Consider the following 13,945-nt stretch of genomic DNA (forward strand, 5'->3'; position numbering starts at 1 on the left):
CTTAGCTGGCTTTCTCCGAATGAATTCACTGTCCAATATGTTTGACAAACCTACAAAAAAATGGCGGCGGATTCCAGCGGAAAAATGAATCTCCTTCTTGCAAAAAGGCGAAAGATAGGATATACTACTCATATCCTAGAGAATCGGAGGTATTCCCCCTATGGCTCAGATTACGAAAGATACCATCATTGGCGATATTCTGGACATCGCGCCGGAGACGGCCCCCATTTTCCTGTCCATCGGCATGCACTGCCTGGGCTGCCCCTCCTCCCGCGGGGAGACGGTGGAGCAGGCCTGCATGGTGCATGGCGTGCAGGTGGATGAGCTGTTGGAGCGCATCAACGCCAGCATGGCCGAGGCCAAGTAAGAAGTTTGAGCGGCTCAAAAAGGAGTGGCGGTTAAAAGCCGCCTCTCAGTCTGTCGAAAAAGCCTCGCAGAGTTCGCGCCCGCAGGCGCGAAAAAATTGAAATCTGTTTTCTCCGGCGACATGTGCGTCGGAGAAAACACTTCTCAGGCCGCAAGTGTGGGATTTGTCCGCTTCAGGCGAACAAATCCTGCGCGCGGCGGACTGCATCCTGCTCGAAAAGTGGCAAAGCCACTTTTTCGACAGTTTCAGAGGCGGTTAAAAGCCGCCTCTTTTTTTCTCCGGAGGTGACGTATTTGAGAAACATGGAGCTCTCGCCCCGCCTGCGCTCTGTGGCGGAGCTGGTGCCCTGGGGGGCGCGGTTTGCGGATGTGGGCACTGACCATGCCTATCTGCCTGTCTGGCTGCTGCAGCGGGGGGTGATCTCCCGTGCGGTGGTCTCTGACCTGCGGCAGGGCCCCCTGGATCGGGCGCGAAGCACGGCGGAAAAATACGGCCTGACCAACCAAATGGATTTTCGCCTGTGTGACGGCCTGTCCGCCATCCGTCCGGAGGAGGCGGACACCATCGCCATTGCCGGGATGGGCGGGGAGACCGTGGCGGCCATCCTGGCCGCCGCCCCCTGGATCTGGGAACGGGACTGCCTGCTGCTGCTTCAGCCCATGAGCGCCCAGCCCTTCCTGCGCCAGTGGCTCCAGGCCCACGGATACGCCATCCGGCGGGAGGTTTTGAGCAGGGAAGGGGATACCATTTACACCATTTTTGTGGTACGTGCAGGCCCCATGCGGGAGCTGACGCCGGCGGAGCTCTGGGCCGGATGCCAGCAGGAGGGGGAGCAGGCCCCTCTGCGTGCGGATTATCTGAACCGCCTGCTGCACCAGACGGAGCGGGCGGCGGCGGGCCTGCGCCGATCCACCCGGGCAGAGGATGCCCAGCGGCTGGCAGAGATGGAGCAGGTTTTCCAGGGCCTGCTGGACATGAAGGAGGAATGGCTGTCATGGCAACGGTAAGAGAGGTATATCAGTATCTGGACGGGCTGGCTCCGTTCTCCCTGCAGATGGACTTTGACAACGCCGGCTTTCTGGTGGGGCGGGGAGACCGGACGGTGACAAAAATCCTGGTCTCCCTGGACATCACCGAGGAGGTGGCGGCAGAGGCCGCGGAGGTGGGGGCGGAGCTGATCGTCTCCCATCACCCGGTGATCTTCCATCCTGCCAGGTCGGTGACCGACGGCGGCCCGGATGGCCGCATCCTGCTGTCCCTGATTGAGCACGGAATCGCCGCCATCTGCGCCCACACCAACCTGGACGCGGTGGCCGGCGGCGTCAACGACGCCCTGGCCCAAAAGCTGGGCCTGGTGCAGATTGAGCAGCTCCATCAGGATGGGGTGGACGCCTCCGGCCGGCCCTACGGCATTGGCCGGGTGGGCAATACCGTCGGTGCGCCCATGTACGCCCCTGCCTTCGCCGCCTTTGTGAAGGAGGCCCTGGGGGCCAACGGGGTGCGCTATGTGGATGCCCGCCGGCCGGTGCGCCGGGTGGCCGTGGGGGGCGGCGCCTGCGCCGACATGCTGCGGGACGCCCTGGCCCTGGGGTGCGACACCTTTGTCACCGCGGATGTCAAGTACAACGGCTTCCTGGACGCCAAAGCCCTGGGGGTGAACCTGATCGACGCGGGCCACTATCCCACCGAGCAGGTGGTGTGCCCCGTACTGGCCAAATGGCTGTCCTCCGGCTTCCCCCAGGTGGAGATTGTCCCCACAAATCGGCATAAAGAGGTCTTTTCCTACCTCTAAGGGGTTGCCAAGCCGCCGCAATCGTGATAAACTAGTTCCGCTGATTTTCGATAGCAGGAAGGGAACGAATCAATATGTCAGGACATTCCAAGTGGCACAATATCCAGAAGACGAAGGGTGCGGCCGACGCCAAGCGCTCTCAGATATTTACCAAGATCGCCCGCGAGATGATCGTGGCGGTCAAGACCGGCGGCAGCGGCGACCCCAATAACAACTCCCGCCTGGCCACCGTCATCGCCAAGGCAAAGGCCGCCAACATGCCCAACGACAACATCAAGCGCACCATTGACAAGGCTCTGGGCTCCGGCAACACCGACAGCTACGAGAACGTGGTGTACGAGGGCTACGGCCCCTCCGGCGTGGCCGTGATCGTGGATGCCCTCACCGACAACCGCAACCGCACCGCCCCCGAGGTGCGCCACCTGCTGGACAAGTACGGCAAGGGCCTGGGCGCCACCGGCTGCGTGTCCTGGTCTTTCGACCGCAAGGGCGTGATCGTCATTGAGAAAGAGGATCTGGATGAGGACACCGTCATGATGGACGCCCTGGACGCCGGCGCCGACGACATGCAGGTGGAGGACGAGGTGTTCGAGGTGTACACCGATCCCGACGCCTTTGGCTCCGTGCTGGCCGCCCTGGAGGAGAAGGGCTACACCTTTGTCCAGGCCGCGGTGGAGATGGTTCCCCAGAACTATGTCAAACTGGAGAACGAGGACGATATCAAGAATATGGAGAAGCTCATCGACCTCCTGGAGGAGAACGACGACGTGCAGAACGTCTGGCACAACTGGGATCAGGACTGAGCGGATACAGACAGACGGGGAGCGGCAAATCGGCCGCTCCCCGTTTTGCTGCGCTGCCCGGCTATAAATAGGGCTTCATCTGGACGATATTGGCCTCCTCGGTGGCCAGGAGCTTGTGAGCCAGCTCCCGCACCCGCACATCCTTGCCGTGATAGCTGTGCAGATTCCGGAGCCCCTTGGTCAGACCCATGGTATTGCCCTGGATCATCATCTCCGCGATTTTGGATGTGGACTGGCCGGCCATGGATCGGAAGGCGCCCGCCATCCCGGCAGAGAACCTGACCACCGGGCTGAGCCCCTTCGGTTCCTGCCCCCGGGCACGGAGCATCTCGGCCGCAGTGCCGTGAATGGCCCTGTACTCCGCCAGCTGCTGCTCCAGAGCCGCGCGGAAGGGCCCCTCCCCCGAGTGGGGCAGGACGGTTTCAATCCCATCCCGCCCCATCTCGGTGGTGGGCGAAACATCGTAGAGCAGTTCGGCTTCGGTAAGCAAATGGATCACCTCCCACACAGTATGCCATGGGAAAGGAGAAATTATCGGCCGCCGTCCTGGAAATACCCGGACAGCAGGGCCAGCAGCTCGCTGGAATACCGCGGCGCATCCCTTTATGATTCGGAAGCCAGTCTCGGCAGAGGCCCGGCCCGTCAGGCGCCGTTTTCAGAGAGGTATGCCTCCATGGCCGCACGGTTCAGCAGTCGAAGGCTCCGATAGCCCGTCCGTACCCAGCCCCGCCGGTCAAACTCCCCCAGCACCCGGCTCACCGTCACCCGGCTGACCCCCACGGAGGAGCCGATCTCCTCGTGGGTGCAGTGGAGCTCTCCCCGGGCGTCGGCGGGGAGGGAGAGAAGGTGCCGGGCAATGCGCTTGTCCGCCGGGAGAAATTCGCCGTCCACATGCTCTGAGAGCAGGCGCACCCGCCTGGCCAGATTTTCCAGCATGGAGATGGCCAAATCCGGGTGGCGGGCAAACACCTCCGTCAGCCGCTGCCGGTCCACCTCCACCAGCTGGCAGGGGGTAACCGCCACGGCGGAGGACACCCGGGGCTGCCGGTCAAAAAAGGCGGCCTCTCCAATCAGCTCGCCGGCGTGGGGAAGGGTAAGGATACGCTCTTCTCCCTCTGGAGAACTGATATAGCACTTTACCGTGCCGGATACAATGTAGTAAAAGCACTCCGCCCGGGTGTCCTGCAAGTAGATCAGCTGGCCCGGCTCCTTGTGCTGGACAGGCTGTCCGTCGGCTAGGGGGGTCCAAATATTGCGCAGCATGGCCATCGCCTCCTGAATCAAATTGTAACACGCTTTACATTCTTTTGACAAGGGCCATGGTATGCTGAATGCAACAATCATAAAGAGGAGGCACCCAAAGATGGGAATGACCATGACCCAAAAGATCCTGGCCAAGCATGCCGGCCTGGACCACGTTGTCCCCGGTCAGCTGGTGGAGGCCAAGCTGGATCTGGTGCTGGGCAACGACATCACCACCCCAGTGGCGGTTTCTGAATTCGATAAGGCCGGGCTGACCCAGGTATTCGACAAGGACAGGATCGCCCTGGTGCTGGATCACTATACCCCCTGCAAGGATATCAAAGCCGCCCAGCTCTGCGCCCAGGTGCGGGAGTTTGCCAAGCGCTTCAACATCACCCACTTCTACGACGTGGGCTGCATGGGGGTGGAGCACGCCCTGCTGCCGGAAAAGGGCCTCACCGCCCCCGGCGAGTGCATGATCGGCGCCGACTCCCACACCTGCACCTACGGCGCGGTGGGCATGTTCTCCACCGGCGTGGGCTCCACCGACATGGCCGCCGGCATGGCCACCGGCCTGGCCTGGTTCCGCATTCCCTCCGCCATCAAGGTGACTTTGAAAGGCAAGCTCCAGCCCTGTGTCTCCGGTAAGGATGTGATCCTCCACCTCATCGGTACCATCGGGGTGGACGGCGCCCTGTACAAGTCCCTGGAGTTCAGCGGGGAAGGGGTGGCCTCCCTGTCCATGGACGACCGTTTCACCATCGCCAATATGGCCATCGAGGCGGGCGCCAAGAACGGCATCTTCCCAGTGGACGACAAGACCCGGGCCTATCTGGACGGCCGGGTGACCCGGCCCTGGGAGGCGGTGGAGCCCGATCCCGACGCCGAGTATGAGCAGGAGGTGGTCATCGACCTGGATACCCTCCAGCCCACCGTGGCCCTGCCCCACCTGCCCTCCAACACCCGCACCGTGGATCAGGTGGCGGGCACCCACATCGACCAGGTGGTCATCGGCTCCTGCACCAACGGTCGGCTGGACGACCTCCGTCAGGCCGCGGCGGTGCTCAAGGGCCGCAAGGTTCACGACGGGGTGCGCTGCATCGTCATCCCCGCCACCCAGCAGATCACCCTGGATGCCATGGCAGAGGGCCTGATCCAGACCTTCATCGAGGCCGGCTGCGCCGTGTCCACCCCCACCTGCGGCCCCTGCCTGGGCGGACACATGGGCGTCCTCTCCGACGGGGAGCGGGCTATCTCCACCACCAACCGCAATTTTGTGGGCCGCATGGGCCCCGTCACCTCCGAGATCATCCTGGCCAACCCGGCGGTGGCCGCCGCCTCCGCCGTGGCGGGGTGCGTGGCGGATCCCCGCAAGCTGTAACCGGCCGGTTCTGAATCTGTAGGGCGGGGGCTTGTCCCCGCCGCCCAAGAAAGGATTGTTATCATGAAGGTCTATAAATACGGAGACAACGTGGATACCGACGTGATCATCCCCGCCCGGTATCTCAACGCCCCCGACGAAAAGTCCTTGGCCTCCCACTGCATGGAGGACATCGACGCCAGCTTCGCCTCCACCGTGGAGCCGGGCGACATCATCGTGGCCGGGGCCAACTTCGGCTGCGGCTCCTCCCGGGAGCACGCCCCCCTGGCCATCAAGGCCAGCGGTGTCAAGTGCGTGATTGCCCCCTCCTTTGCCCGCATTTTCTACCGCAACGCCATCAACATCGGCTTCCCCATCCTGGAGTGCGCCGAGGCGGCGGAGGGCATCCAGGCCGGCGATACGGTGAGCGTGGACTTCAATACCGGCGTGATCACCGACGAGACCACCGGCAAGACCTATCAGGCTGCGCCCCTGCCCGAGTTTGTCCAGGGCATCGTGGACAACGGCGGCCTACTGAAATCCCTGAAGGCCCGGGGGGTGGCGAAATGAACTATAAAATCGCCCTGATCCGCGGCGACGGTATCGGCCCCGAGGTGGTTGGAGAGGCCGTCAAGGTGCTGGAGGCCGTGGGCAGAAAGTTCGGCCACAGCTTTACCTATGAGGAGGTGCTGCTGGGCGGCTGCGCCACCGACGCGGTGGGGAAGAGCTACCCCGACGGCACTGCCGAGAAGTGCAGAGCCTGTGACGCGGTGCTGCTGGGCGCGGTGGGCGGCCCCAAGTGGGGGCCGGACAAGCCCGCCGAGCAGCGGCCCGAGACCGCCCTGCTGGCCATCCGCAAGGATCTGGGCCTGTACGCCAACCTGCGCCCCGCGACCCTGCGGCCCGCCATGGCCGACACCTGCCCCCTGAAAAAGGAGACGGCGGAGAAGGGCATCGACCTGATGATGGTGCGGGAGCTCACCGGCGGCGTCTACTTCGGCAAGCGGGACAAGTACCAGACCGAGGATCGGGGCCTGGAGTGTACCGACCTGATGGCCTACTCGGAGAAGGAGATTGAGCGGGTGGGCCGCCGGGCCTTTGAGCTGGCCCGGCTCCGCCGGAAGAAGGTGTCCAGCGTGGACAAGGCCAACGTGCTGGAGACCAGCCGCCTGTGGCGCTCCGTCATGCACCGGCTGGCGGAGGAGTATTCCGACGTGCAGTACGAGGACGTGCTGGTGGACAACTGCGCCATGCAGCTGGTGAAGGATCCCGGCCAGTTCGACGTGGTGGTTACCGAGAACATGTTCGGCGACATCCTGTCCGACGAGGCCAGCATGGTCACCGGCTCCATCGGCCTGCTGCCCTCCGCCTCCATCGGCGACACCGCCCCCGGCCTGTACGAGCCCATCCACGGCTCCGCCCCCGACATCGCCGGCCAGGACAAGGCCAACCCCATCGCTACCATCCTGTCCGTGGCCATGATGTTCCGCTACTCCTTCCGCCTGGCCGCCGAGGCCGACGTGGTGGAGGCGGCGGTGGACGCGGTGCTCTCCGAGGGCTGGCGCACCCCCGACATCGCCGAGCCCGGCGTCACCCCCATCGGCACCAGACAGATGGGAGATCTGATCTGCCAGCATATCTGACCATCGGCGGGCAGCCACTTGGCTGCCCGCCTCAGCGTGTCGAAAAAGTCTTTTCGACACGCTTCTGAACTTTTTGAAACTTTTTTGAAGTTTCAAAAAGTTGTTTGATCAAACGCGAAAGGGAACCCTGACGGTTCCCTTTCACACTATCCTTCCTTCCGAATCCTTTGGCTGGAGGGTTTATCGACAGCCTCCGGCGGGCGGCCACTTGGCTGCCCGCCTTTCTCTTGACCGGCCAGATCCCATTTGATATAATGAGTTCAAAGGCACAGAAGGGGAGGGGACGGCTGTGATTTTGGCGGTAGACGTAGGCAACTCCAACACCACCGTCGGGCTGTTTGACGAGGCGGGGAAGCTGACCCTCCGGGCCCTGCTGGAGACCTCCCGGGGCAAAACCCGGGATCAGTGCGCCATTGATCTGCTGTGCGTGCTGAATCTCTACGGCGCCCAGGCGCGGGCGGTGGACGGGGCCATCCTGTCCAGTGTGGTGCCCCCCCTGACCGCTGTTTTCATCGACGCTATCGCACGGCTCACCGGGAAGCCCCCTCTGGTGGTGGGGCCCGGCATCAAGACGGGCCTGAACATCAAGGCGGAGATCCACAACCAGCTGGGCAGCGACATTGTGGCCTCCTCTGTGGCGGCCATTGCCAGGTATCCCAGCCCCCTGGTCATGGTGGATATGGGTACGGCCACGTCCCTGTCCCTGATTGTGGGCAGCGTGTACGAGGGGTGCAGCATCATGCCCGGCCTGGCCCTGGCGCTGGACGCCCTTTCGGAGCGTGCGGCGGCCCTGCCGCCTATCTCCCTGGAGAGCCCGTCCACGCCGACGCTGCTGGGACACACCACCGAGGAGGCCATGCGCTCCGGCGTGCTCTATGGACACGCCAGCATGGTGGACGGCATGGTAGACCGGATGGAGGCGGAGCTGGGGCAGGCGGTCACGGTGGTGGCCACCGGCGGCAACGCCCCCCGCATCCTGCGCTATTGCAAACGGCATATCCACTACGACGCCGACCTGGTCATGACCGGGCTTTATCTGCTCTATCAGAGAAACGCAAAAAAGCACCGGAAGGCGTGACGCTTCGGCCCATTTCCCTGTACTCGACGGCTGCTCGCCGTGAGTAAATACATTGCGCTGCATCCTTGAAGGAGAGAGGAGCGGCAGCAGGAGGTAAAGTGAATATGAGAGCACATGAGAAAACCAGGCGGCTGACAGGACTGGCCCTGATGACGGCCATCGTCGTAGTCCTGCAGCTAGTCGCAAGCGCGCTGGTTCGGGTGGGCGTGTTCGCCCCCACCCTGACCCTGGCCCCCATCCTGATCGGGGCCGCCATCTACGGCCCCAAAGCGGGCGCCTATCTGGGCGGCGTGTTCGGTGTGGTGGTAACGATCACCTGCATCATCGGCTGGGATGCGGGCGGCAACGCCCTTTGGAATGCCAACCCCTTTTTGACCGCCCTGATCTGCATTGTCAAGGGAGTGGCGGCCGGCCTGGCGGCCGGCCTGGTCTATCGGGCTGTCGTGGGAGACAGCCTGGCCCACGGCCGGATGATAGCCGGCTCCGTTGCGGCCGGCATTGTCAGCCCGGTGGTCAACACCGGAATTTTCCTGCTTGGCCTGTTCTTCCTGTTCCCCAGCTTTTTGGAGGCGTGGGCCACCAGCGCGGGACAGACGGTTCTTACCTATATGATTTTTACCATGGTCAGCATCAACTTTGCTCTGGAGCTGGTCATCAACCTGGTGCTCAGTACCGTGATCGTCCGCGTCATCGGTGCGCGGATGCTCCGCTGACAGCAGGCCCACAGACGGCGTCCATCCGGTTCGGATGGACGCCGTTTTGCATTTTGCCAAGAAAAATCATTCATAATTGGCGAGAATTTTTGGATAAGGGCTTGCAATTTTGCAAGTTGAGGCATATAATAGGGCAGAATTTGATAAGACAAGGGAGAGATTCCATTGAAAGAGCTGTCCAGGATCGCCACGGAGGTTCGCGCTTCCACCACCATGGCCATTGACGCCATGTTCAAGCAGATGAAGGCTGACGGCATCGACGTCATCGGCTTCGGCGCCGGTGAGCCCGACTTCAATACCCCCGACGAGATCAAGGCGGCGGGCATCGCCGCCATCGAGCAGAACGCGACCCGCTATACCCCCGCCGCCGGCACGGTGGAGCTGCGCCAGGCGGTGTGCGGCCGCATGAAGGCGGACTGCGGCCTGGAGTACAAGCCCAGCCAGGTGGTGGTGAGCAGCGGCGCCAAGCACCTGGTGTACCTGGCCCTGCGGGCCCTGGTCAACCCCGGTGACGAGGTGATCCTGCCCGCGCCCTACTGGGTCAGCTACTATGAGCTCATCAAGATGGTGGGCGGCGTGCCCGTGGTGGTCACCGCCACGGAGGCCGAGCACTTCAAGCTCACCGCGGAGAAGCTCTCCGCCGCCATCACTCCCAAAACCAAGGCCATCATGCTCAACAACCCCTCCAACCCCACCGGCATGATGTACAGCAGGGAGGAGCTGGAGGCCCTGGCCGCCGTGTGCACCGAGGCGGACATCTATGTTATCTCCGACGAGATCTACGCCTGCCTGGTCTATGACGGCGGGGAATTCACCAGCTTTGCCGCCCTCAGCGAGGACGCCAAGGAGCGCACCATCCTCATCAACGGCGTGTCCAAGGCCTACGCCATGACCGGCTGGCGCATCGGCTACGCCTGCGCCAACGACCAGATCGCCAAGGTCATGGCCAATTATGTCAGCCACTCCACCGGCTCCCCGGTGGCCATCTCCCAGAAGGCCTCCGTGGCCGCCCTCACCGGCTCCCAGAAGAAGGTGGAGACCATGCGCCAGGCTTTTGAGGAGCGCCGCAACTATATCGTGGAGCGGATGAACGCCATCCCCGGCGTCAGCTGCATCAAGCCCGAGGGCGCCTTCTACGTGATGATGAACCTGGAGAAGCTCATCGGCAAGACCATCCACGGCGTGGAGATCACCGACGACGACGTGTTTGCCGACGCCTTCCTGAAATACGGCCTGGTGGCCGTGGTGCCCGGCTCCGGCTTCGGCGCGCCCAATTTTGTCCGCTGGTCTTACGCCACCTCCATGGACAACATCAAGGAGGGGCTGAACCGCCTGGAGAAGTTCCTCCAGGGCTGATTTCCCGGAAAACTGACAGCACCCCCGCGGGCCGCGGCCCGCGGGGGTGCTTTGTGGATTGGACGGATTACGCCATGCCCCGCAGCAGATTGACCATCTCAATGGCTCCCTGGGCGCACTCAGCGCCCTTGTTGCCCGCCTTGGTGCCGGCCCGCTCGATGGCCTGCTCAATGGTGTCGGTGGTGAGCACGCCGAAGAGCACCGGCACGCCGGTGTTCAGGGACGCATTGGATACCCCCTTGGACACCTCGGCGCACACATAGTCGTAGTGGCTGGTGGCCCCCCGGATCACTGCCCCCAGGGTGATGACCGCGTCGTATTTCCCGCTCTTGGCCATGGCCTGGGCCGCCAGGGGGATCTCAAACGCGCCGGGCACCCAGGCCACGGCGATGTCCTCGTCCCGCACGCCGTGACGGAGCAGACCGTCCTCGCAGCCGCTGAGCAGCTTGGAGACGATGAACTCGTTGAACCGGGCGGCCACAATGCCCACGCGGATGCCCTCGGATACCAGTTTGCCCTCATAGATTTTCATGGTGATGTTCTCCTTTCCCTGTCCCTATTTCAGTAATTCAGGATGTGCCCCATGCGGTGCTGCTTGGTCTCCAGATAGAAGCGGTCTTCCTCGGTGGCCTCCATCTGGATGGGTACCCGCTCCACGATGGTCAGGCCGAAGTCGGCGAGCTGGTACACCTTGTCCGGGTTGTTGGTGAGCAGGCGCATGGTCTTTGCCCCCAGATCGCGGAGGATCTGGGCGCCGATGTAGTACTCCCGGAGATCTCCGGCAAAGCCCAGGGCCAGGTTGGCCTCCAGGGTGTCCATGCCCTGATCCTGGAGGGCATAGGCCTTCAGCTTGTTCAGCAGGCCGATGCCCCGGCCCTCCTGCCGCATGTAGAGGAGCACGCCCCGGCCCTCCCGTTCAATCTGGGTCATGGCGGCGGCCAGCTGCTGGCCGCAGTCGCACCGCAGGGAGCCGAAGCAGTCGCCGGTGAGACACTCGGAGTGAACCCGGCACAGCACATCTCTGCCGTCCCCAATGTCCCCCTTTACCAGGGCCACGTGGTGCTCCCCGTTGAGCCGGTTTCGATAGCCGTAGGCGGTGAACTGGCCGTACCTGGTGGGCAGGCGGGTGACCGCCACCTGCTCCACCAGCTTCTCGTGCCGCTTGCGGTAGGCCTGGAGATCCCGGATGGTGATGAACTTCAACCCCCACTCCTTCGCCTTCTCCTGGAGCTGGGAGGCGCGCATCATGGTGCCGTCGTCCCCCATGATCTCGCAGCACAGGCCGCAGGTTTTCAGCCCCGCCAGCCGCAGGAGATCCACCGTGGCCTCGGTGTGGCCCGCCCGCTCCAGCACGCCGTGCTCCCTGGCCAGCAGGGGGAACATGTGGCCGGGCCGCCGGAAGTCCTCCGGGCGGGCGGCATCATCGGCGCAGGCCCGGGCGGTGACCGCCCGCTCCTCCGCTGAGATGCCGGTGGTGGTGGACACGTGGTCGATGGAGACGGTAAAGGCCGTCTCGTGGTTGTCCGTATTATGGGACACCATCTGGGGAAACCGGAGCCTCTGGATGAACTCCAGGGACATGGGCATGCAGATGAGCCCCTTGCCATGGGTGGCCATGAAGTTGACCTGCTCGGTGGTGACGGACTGGGCCGCGCAGATCAGATCCCCCTCGTTCTCCCGATCCGGGTCGTCGGTGCAAAGGATCATGCGGCCCTGCCGCAGCTCCTCCAGGGCCTCCTCGATGGTGCTGTATGGAAACATAGGAATACCTCCTCAATCAAAAGCCGTTCTGCGCCAGAAACTCCAGGGTGAGGCCGCCGGCTGGGGCGGCCTGCGCATCCCGGGGGCGCAGCAGCTTTTCCACGTATTTGCCGATGATGTCGGTCTCCAGGTTGACCACATCCCCCGGCCCCTTGCCGCCCAGAATGGTGACAGCGGCGGTGTGGGGGATGACCGAGACGGAGAAGTCCCGCTCCGTCACCCCGGCCACCGTCAGGCTGATGCCGTCCATGGCGATGGAGCCCTTCTCCACGATGTACCGCAGCAGGGAGGGGGAGGCTGCCACCGTGTACCATACGGCGTTGTCGTCCCGCCGCCTGGCGGTGATGGTTCCGGTGCCGTCGATGTGGCCGGAGACGATGTGCCCGCCCAGGCGGCCGCCCGCCGGCAGGGCCCGCTCCAGATTGACCCTGCCGCCCGCCGTGAGGGCGGACAGGGAGGAGCGGTTCAGGGTCTCGTGCATCACGTCGGCGGTGAAGCCGCCGGAGTCGATCGCTGTGGCGGTGAGGCACACGCCGTTGACCGCCACGCTGTCCCCGACCTTCAGATCGTCCAGAATCTCCCGGGCACCGATGGAGAGCACCGATGAGTGGGCCCCCCGGCGGACGGAGCGAAGGACGCCCACCTCCTCAACCAGCCCGGTGAACATGCGCATCCACCTCGCCTTCCAGCAGGATGTCGTCCCCCAGCCGGGTGACGGTAAGGCCGCTGAGTTGGAGCGCCCCGTTCGGCAGGGCCACCCCCAGGCCGCCCACGGGGGAGGGGGCGTCCGCCCCGCCGAAGAGCTTGGGGGCGATGTAGGCCTGTACCTTCTGCACCAGCCCGGCGTCCAGGAAGGCCCCGGCCATGGCCGCGCCGCCCTCCACCAGGAGGCTGTCGATCTCCTCTTTTCCCAGCCGGTTCAGCAGAGCGGGCAGCTCTACCCGCCCGTCCGGGCCGGGCAGCTCCCACACCCGGCACCCCGCGGCCTCCAGCGCGGCCCGGCGGGCCGGATCGGCCTGGGCGGCGGCCACCACCGTGGGCACCTCCCGGGCGGTTTTGACCAGGCTGGAGTCCAGGGGGAGCCGCAGGGCGGAGTCGCAGATCACCCGCAGGGGGTTGCGGCCGCCCTCAAGTCGGCAGGTGAGCAGAGGGTCGTCGGCCAGGGCGGTGCCGATGCCCACCAGAATGGCGGAACAGCGGTGGCGATCCCGGTGCACCCGGCGGCGGGCCTCCTCGCCGGTGATCCACCGGGATGCCCCGGTGCGGGTGGCGGTCTTGCCGTCCAGGGTCATGGCGTATTTCAGCACCACATAGGGCCGCCGAGTCTGGATGTAGTGGAAGAACACCCGGTTGAGGGCGTCGCACGCCCCCTGGAGCACGCCGGTGTCCACCCGGACGCCGCGGGCCCGCAGGATGTCCAGGCCCCGGCCCGCCACCAGGGGGTTGGGGTCGCCGGAGCCCACCACCACCCGTGCAATCCCGGCCTCCAGGATGGCGTCGGTGCAGGGGGGCTGCCGCCCCTGGTGGCAGCAGGGCTCCAGGGTGACGTAGAGGGTGGCTCCGGCGGGGGAGCAGGTGCAGTCCGCCAGTGCCTCCCGCTCTGCGTGGAGCCCGCCGCATCTGCGGTGCCATCCCCGGCCGATGACCGCCCCGTCCTTCACCAGGACAGCCCCCACCATGGGGTTGGGGGAAGTCCAGCCCGCGCCCCGCTCCGCCAGCTCCAGGGCCATGGCCATGTAGTCCTCGTCTGTTTTTCTCGTATGCCTCGCCTCCGAAAAGAAAAGATGCCTTGAACCAGAGTCCAAGGCATCACGGCCGGGCATCCGCCCG

Annotated in this window: 16 protein-coding genes; 10 read left to right on the top strand and 6 right to left on the bottom strand. The window is 64.4% G+C overall.

Going from position 1 to position 13,945, the window contains the following annotated elements; genetic code table 11:
• Positions 1-160: 160 nt before the first annotated feature.
• From QZ378_RS01110 to QZ378_RS01125, 4 genes are all read left to right on the top strand, one after another.
• Entirely contained in the window at positions 161-367 is a 207-nt protein-coding gene (locus tag QZ378_RS01110; RefSeq protein WP_087240505.1) for a DUF1858 domain-containing protein, read from the top strand.
• Positions 368-669: 302 nt separating this feature from the next.
• Positions 670-1,374, top strand: a complete 705-nt coding sequence (locus tag QZ378_RS01115; protein WP_291257060.1) for a class I SAM-dependent methyltransferase — start codon at positions 670-672, stop codon at positions 1,372-1,374.
• Positions 1,362-2,159 carry a Nif3-like dinuclear metal center hexameric protein gene (locus QZ378_RS01120; protein WP_087240509.1) on the top strand — a complete coding sequence of 266 codons (798 nt, stop codon included), beginning with the start codon at positions 1,362-1,364 and terminating at the stop codon, positions 2,157-2,159. The genes QZ378_RS01115 and QZ378_RS01120 overlap by 13 nt, the downstream gene beginning before the upstream one ends.
• 74 nt (positions 2,160-2,233) lie before the next feature.
• Positions 2,234-2,962, top strand: a complete 729-nt coding sequence (locus QZ378_RS01125; protein ID WP_087240511.1) for a YebC/PmpR family DNA-binding transcriptional regulator — start codon at positions 2,234-2,236, stop codon at positions 2,960-2,962.
• A gap of 61 nt (positions 2,963-3,023) precedes the next feature.
• Here QZ378_RS01125 and QZ378_RS01130 read toward each other — a convergent pair whose 3' ends face one another.
• Both QZ378_RS01130 and QZ378_RS01135 read right to left on the bottom strand, forming a co-directional pair.
• Positions 3,024-3,452, bottom strand: a complete 429-nt coding sequence (locus QZ378_RS01130; protein ID WP_291257027.1) for a hypothetical protein — start codon at positions 3,450-3,452, stop codon at positions 3,024-3,026.
• A 152-nt stretch (positions 3,453-3,604) separates the two neighbouring features.
• Positions 3,605-4,225, bottom strand: coding sequence for a Crp/Fnr family transcriptional regulator (locus QZ378_RS01135; RefSeq protein WP_191379327.1), 621 nt, complete (start codon positions 4,223-4,225; stop codon positions 3,605-3,607).
• A 100-nt stretch (positions 4,226-4,325) separates the two neighbouring features.
• Between QZ378_RS01135 and leuC the strand changes: the two genes are divergently transcribed.
• From leuC to QZ378_RS01165, 6 genes are all read left to right on the top strand, one after another.
• Positions 4,326-5,585 (top strand): 3-isopropylmalate dehydratase large subunit, encoded by a 1,260-nt coding sequence (gene leuC / locus QZ378_RS01140; RefSeq protein WP_191528933.1) that lies wholly within the window; start codon positions 4,326-4,328, stop codon positions 5,583-5,585.
• A 63-nt stretch (positions 5,586-5,648) separates the two neighbouring features.
• Positions 5,649-6,134, top strand: a complete 486-nt coding sequence (locus QZ378_RS01145) for a 3-isopropylmalate dehydratase small subunit (RefSeq protein WP_191379325.1) — start codon at positions 5,649-5,651, stop codon at positions 6,132-6,134.
• Positions 6,131-7,207 carry a 3-isopropylmalate dehydrogenase gene (leuB, locus tag QZ378_RS01150; protein WP_291257028.1) on the top strand — a complete coding sequence of 359 codons (1,077 nt, stop codon included), beginning with the start codon at positions 6,131-6,133 and terminating at the stop codon, positions 7,205-7,207. Before QZ378_RS01145 ends, leuB begins: the two co-directional genes overlap by 4 nt.
• A 289-nt stretch (positions 7,208-7,496) precedes the next feature.
• Positions 7,497-8,285, top strand: a complete 789-nt coding sequence (locus QZ378_RS01155) for a type III pantothenate kinase (protein WP_291257029.1) — start codon at positions 7,497-7,499, stop codon at positions 8,283-8,285.
• Between the two features lie 104 nt (positions 8,286-8,389).
• Positions 8,390-8,998 (top strand): ECF transporter S component, encoded by a 609-nt coding sequence (locus QZ378_RS01160; protein WP_191528930.1) that lies wholly within the window; start codon positions 8,390-8,392, stop codon positions 8,996-8,998.
• Between the two features lie 165 nt (positions 8,999-9,163).
• On the top strand, positions 9,164-10,354 hold the full coding sequence (locus QZ378_RS01165; protein ID WP_291257030.1) for a pyridoxal phosphate-dependent aminotransferase: 1,191 nt from the start codon (positions 9,164-9,166) through the stop codon (positions 10,352-10,354).
• A 67-nt stretch (positions 10,355-10,421) separates the two neighbouring features.
• Here QZ378_RS01165 and ribE read toward each other — a convergent pair whose 3' ends face one another.
• From ribE to ribD, 4 genes are read right to left on the bottom strand one after another with little or no spacing between them, the layout of a single operon-like run.
• On the bottom strand, positions 10,422-10,886 hold the full coding sequence (gene ribE / locus QZ378_RS01170; RefSeq protein WP_291257031.1) for a 6,7-dimethyl-8-ribityllumazine synthase: 465 nt from the start codon (positions 10,884-10,886) through the stop codon (positions 10,422-10,424).
• A gap of 29 nt (positions 10,887-10,915) precedes the next feature.
• Complete coding sequence (locus QZ378_RS01175) at positions 10,916-12,115, bottom strand: bifunctional 3,4-dihydroxy-2-butanone-4-phosphate synthase/GTP cyclohydrolase II (protein WP_291257032.1); 1,200 nt, start codon at positions 12,113-12,115, stop codon at positions 10,916-10,918.
• A 16-nt stretch (positions 12,116-12,131) separates the two neighbouring features.
• Positions 12,132-12,782, bottom strand: coding sequence for a riboflavin synthase (locus QZ378_RS01180; RefSeq protein ID WP_291257061.1), 651 nt, complete (start codon positions 12,780-12,782; stop codon positions 12,132-12,134).
• Complete coding sequence (ribD, locus tag QZ378_RS01185; RefSeq protein ID WP_291257033.1) at positions 12,763-13,938, bottom strand: bifunctional diaminohydroxyphosphoribosylaminopyrimidine deaminase/5-amino-6-(5-phosphoribosylamino)uracil reductase RibD; 1,176 nt, start codon at positions 13,936-13,938, stop codon at positions 12,763-12,765. Before ribD ends, QZ378_RS01180 begins: the two co-directional genes overlap by 20 nt.
• Positions 13,939-13,945: the final 7 nt, after the last annotated feature.

This window comes from Flavonifractor sp. (assembly GCF_019422385.1).
Lineage (GTDB): Bacteria > Bacillota > Clostridia > Oscillospirales > Oscillospiraceae > Flavonifractor > Flavonifractor avistercoris.

Bases quoted from the DNA above. Each gene is read 5' to 3' on its own strand.
- QZ378_RS01110 (WP_087240505.1), top strand. From the start codon at position 161: ATGGCTCAGATTACGAAAGATACCATCATTGGCGATATTCTGGACATC.
- QZ378_RS01115 (WP_291257060.1), top strand. From the start codon at position 670: ATGGAGCTCTCGCCCCGCCTGCGCTCTGTGGCGGAGCTGGTGCCCTGG.
- QZ378_RS01120 (WP_087240509.1), top strand. From the start codon at position 1,362: ATGGCAACGGTAAGAGAGGTATATCAGTATCTGGACGGGCTGGCTCCG.
- QZ378_RS01125 (WP_087240511.1), top strand. From the start codon at position 2,234: ATGTCAGGACATTCCAAGTGGCACAATATCCAGAAGACGAAGGGTGCG.
- QZ378_RS01135 (WP_191379327.1), bottom strand. From the start codon at position 4,225: ATGCTGCGCAATATTTGGACCCCCCTAGCCGACGGACAGCCTGTCCAG.
- leuC (WP_191528933.1), top strand. From the start codon at position 4,326: ATGGGAATGACCATGACCCAAAAGATCCTGGCCAAGCATGCCGGCCTG.
- QZ378_RS01145 (WP_191379325.1), top strand. From the start codon at position 5,649: ATGAAGGTCTATAAATACGGAGACAACGTGGATACCGACGTGATCATC.
- leuB (WP_291257028.1), top strand. From the start codon at position 6,131: ATGAACTATAAAATCGCCCTGATCCGCGGCGACGGTATCGGCCCCGAG.
- QZ378_RS01160 (WP_191528930.1), top strand. From the start codon at position 8,390: ATGAGAGCACATGAGAAAACCAGGCGGCTGACAGGACTGGCCCTGATG.
- ribE (WP_291257031.1), bottom strand. From the start codon at position 10,886: ATGAAAATCTATGAGGGCAAACTGGTATCCGAGGGCATCCGCGTGGGC.
- QZ378_RS01175 (WP_291257032.1), bottom strand. From the start codon at position 12,115: ATGTTTCCATACAGCACCATCGAGGAGGCCCTGGAGGAGCTGCGGCAG.
- QZ378_RS01180 (WP_291257061.1), bottom strand. From the start codon at position 12,782: ATGTTCACCGGGCTGGTTGAGGAGGTGGGCGTCCTTCGCTCCGTCCGC.
- ribD (WP_291257033.1), bottom strand. From the start codon at position 13,938: ATGCCCGGCCGTGATGCCTTGGACTCTGGTTCAAGGCATCTTTTCTTT.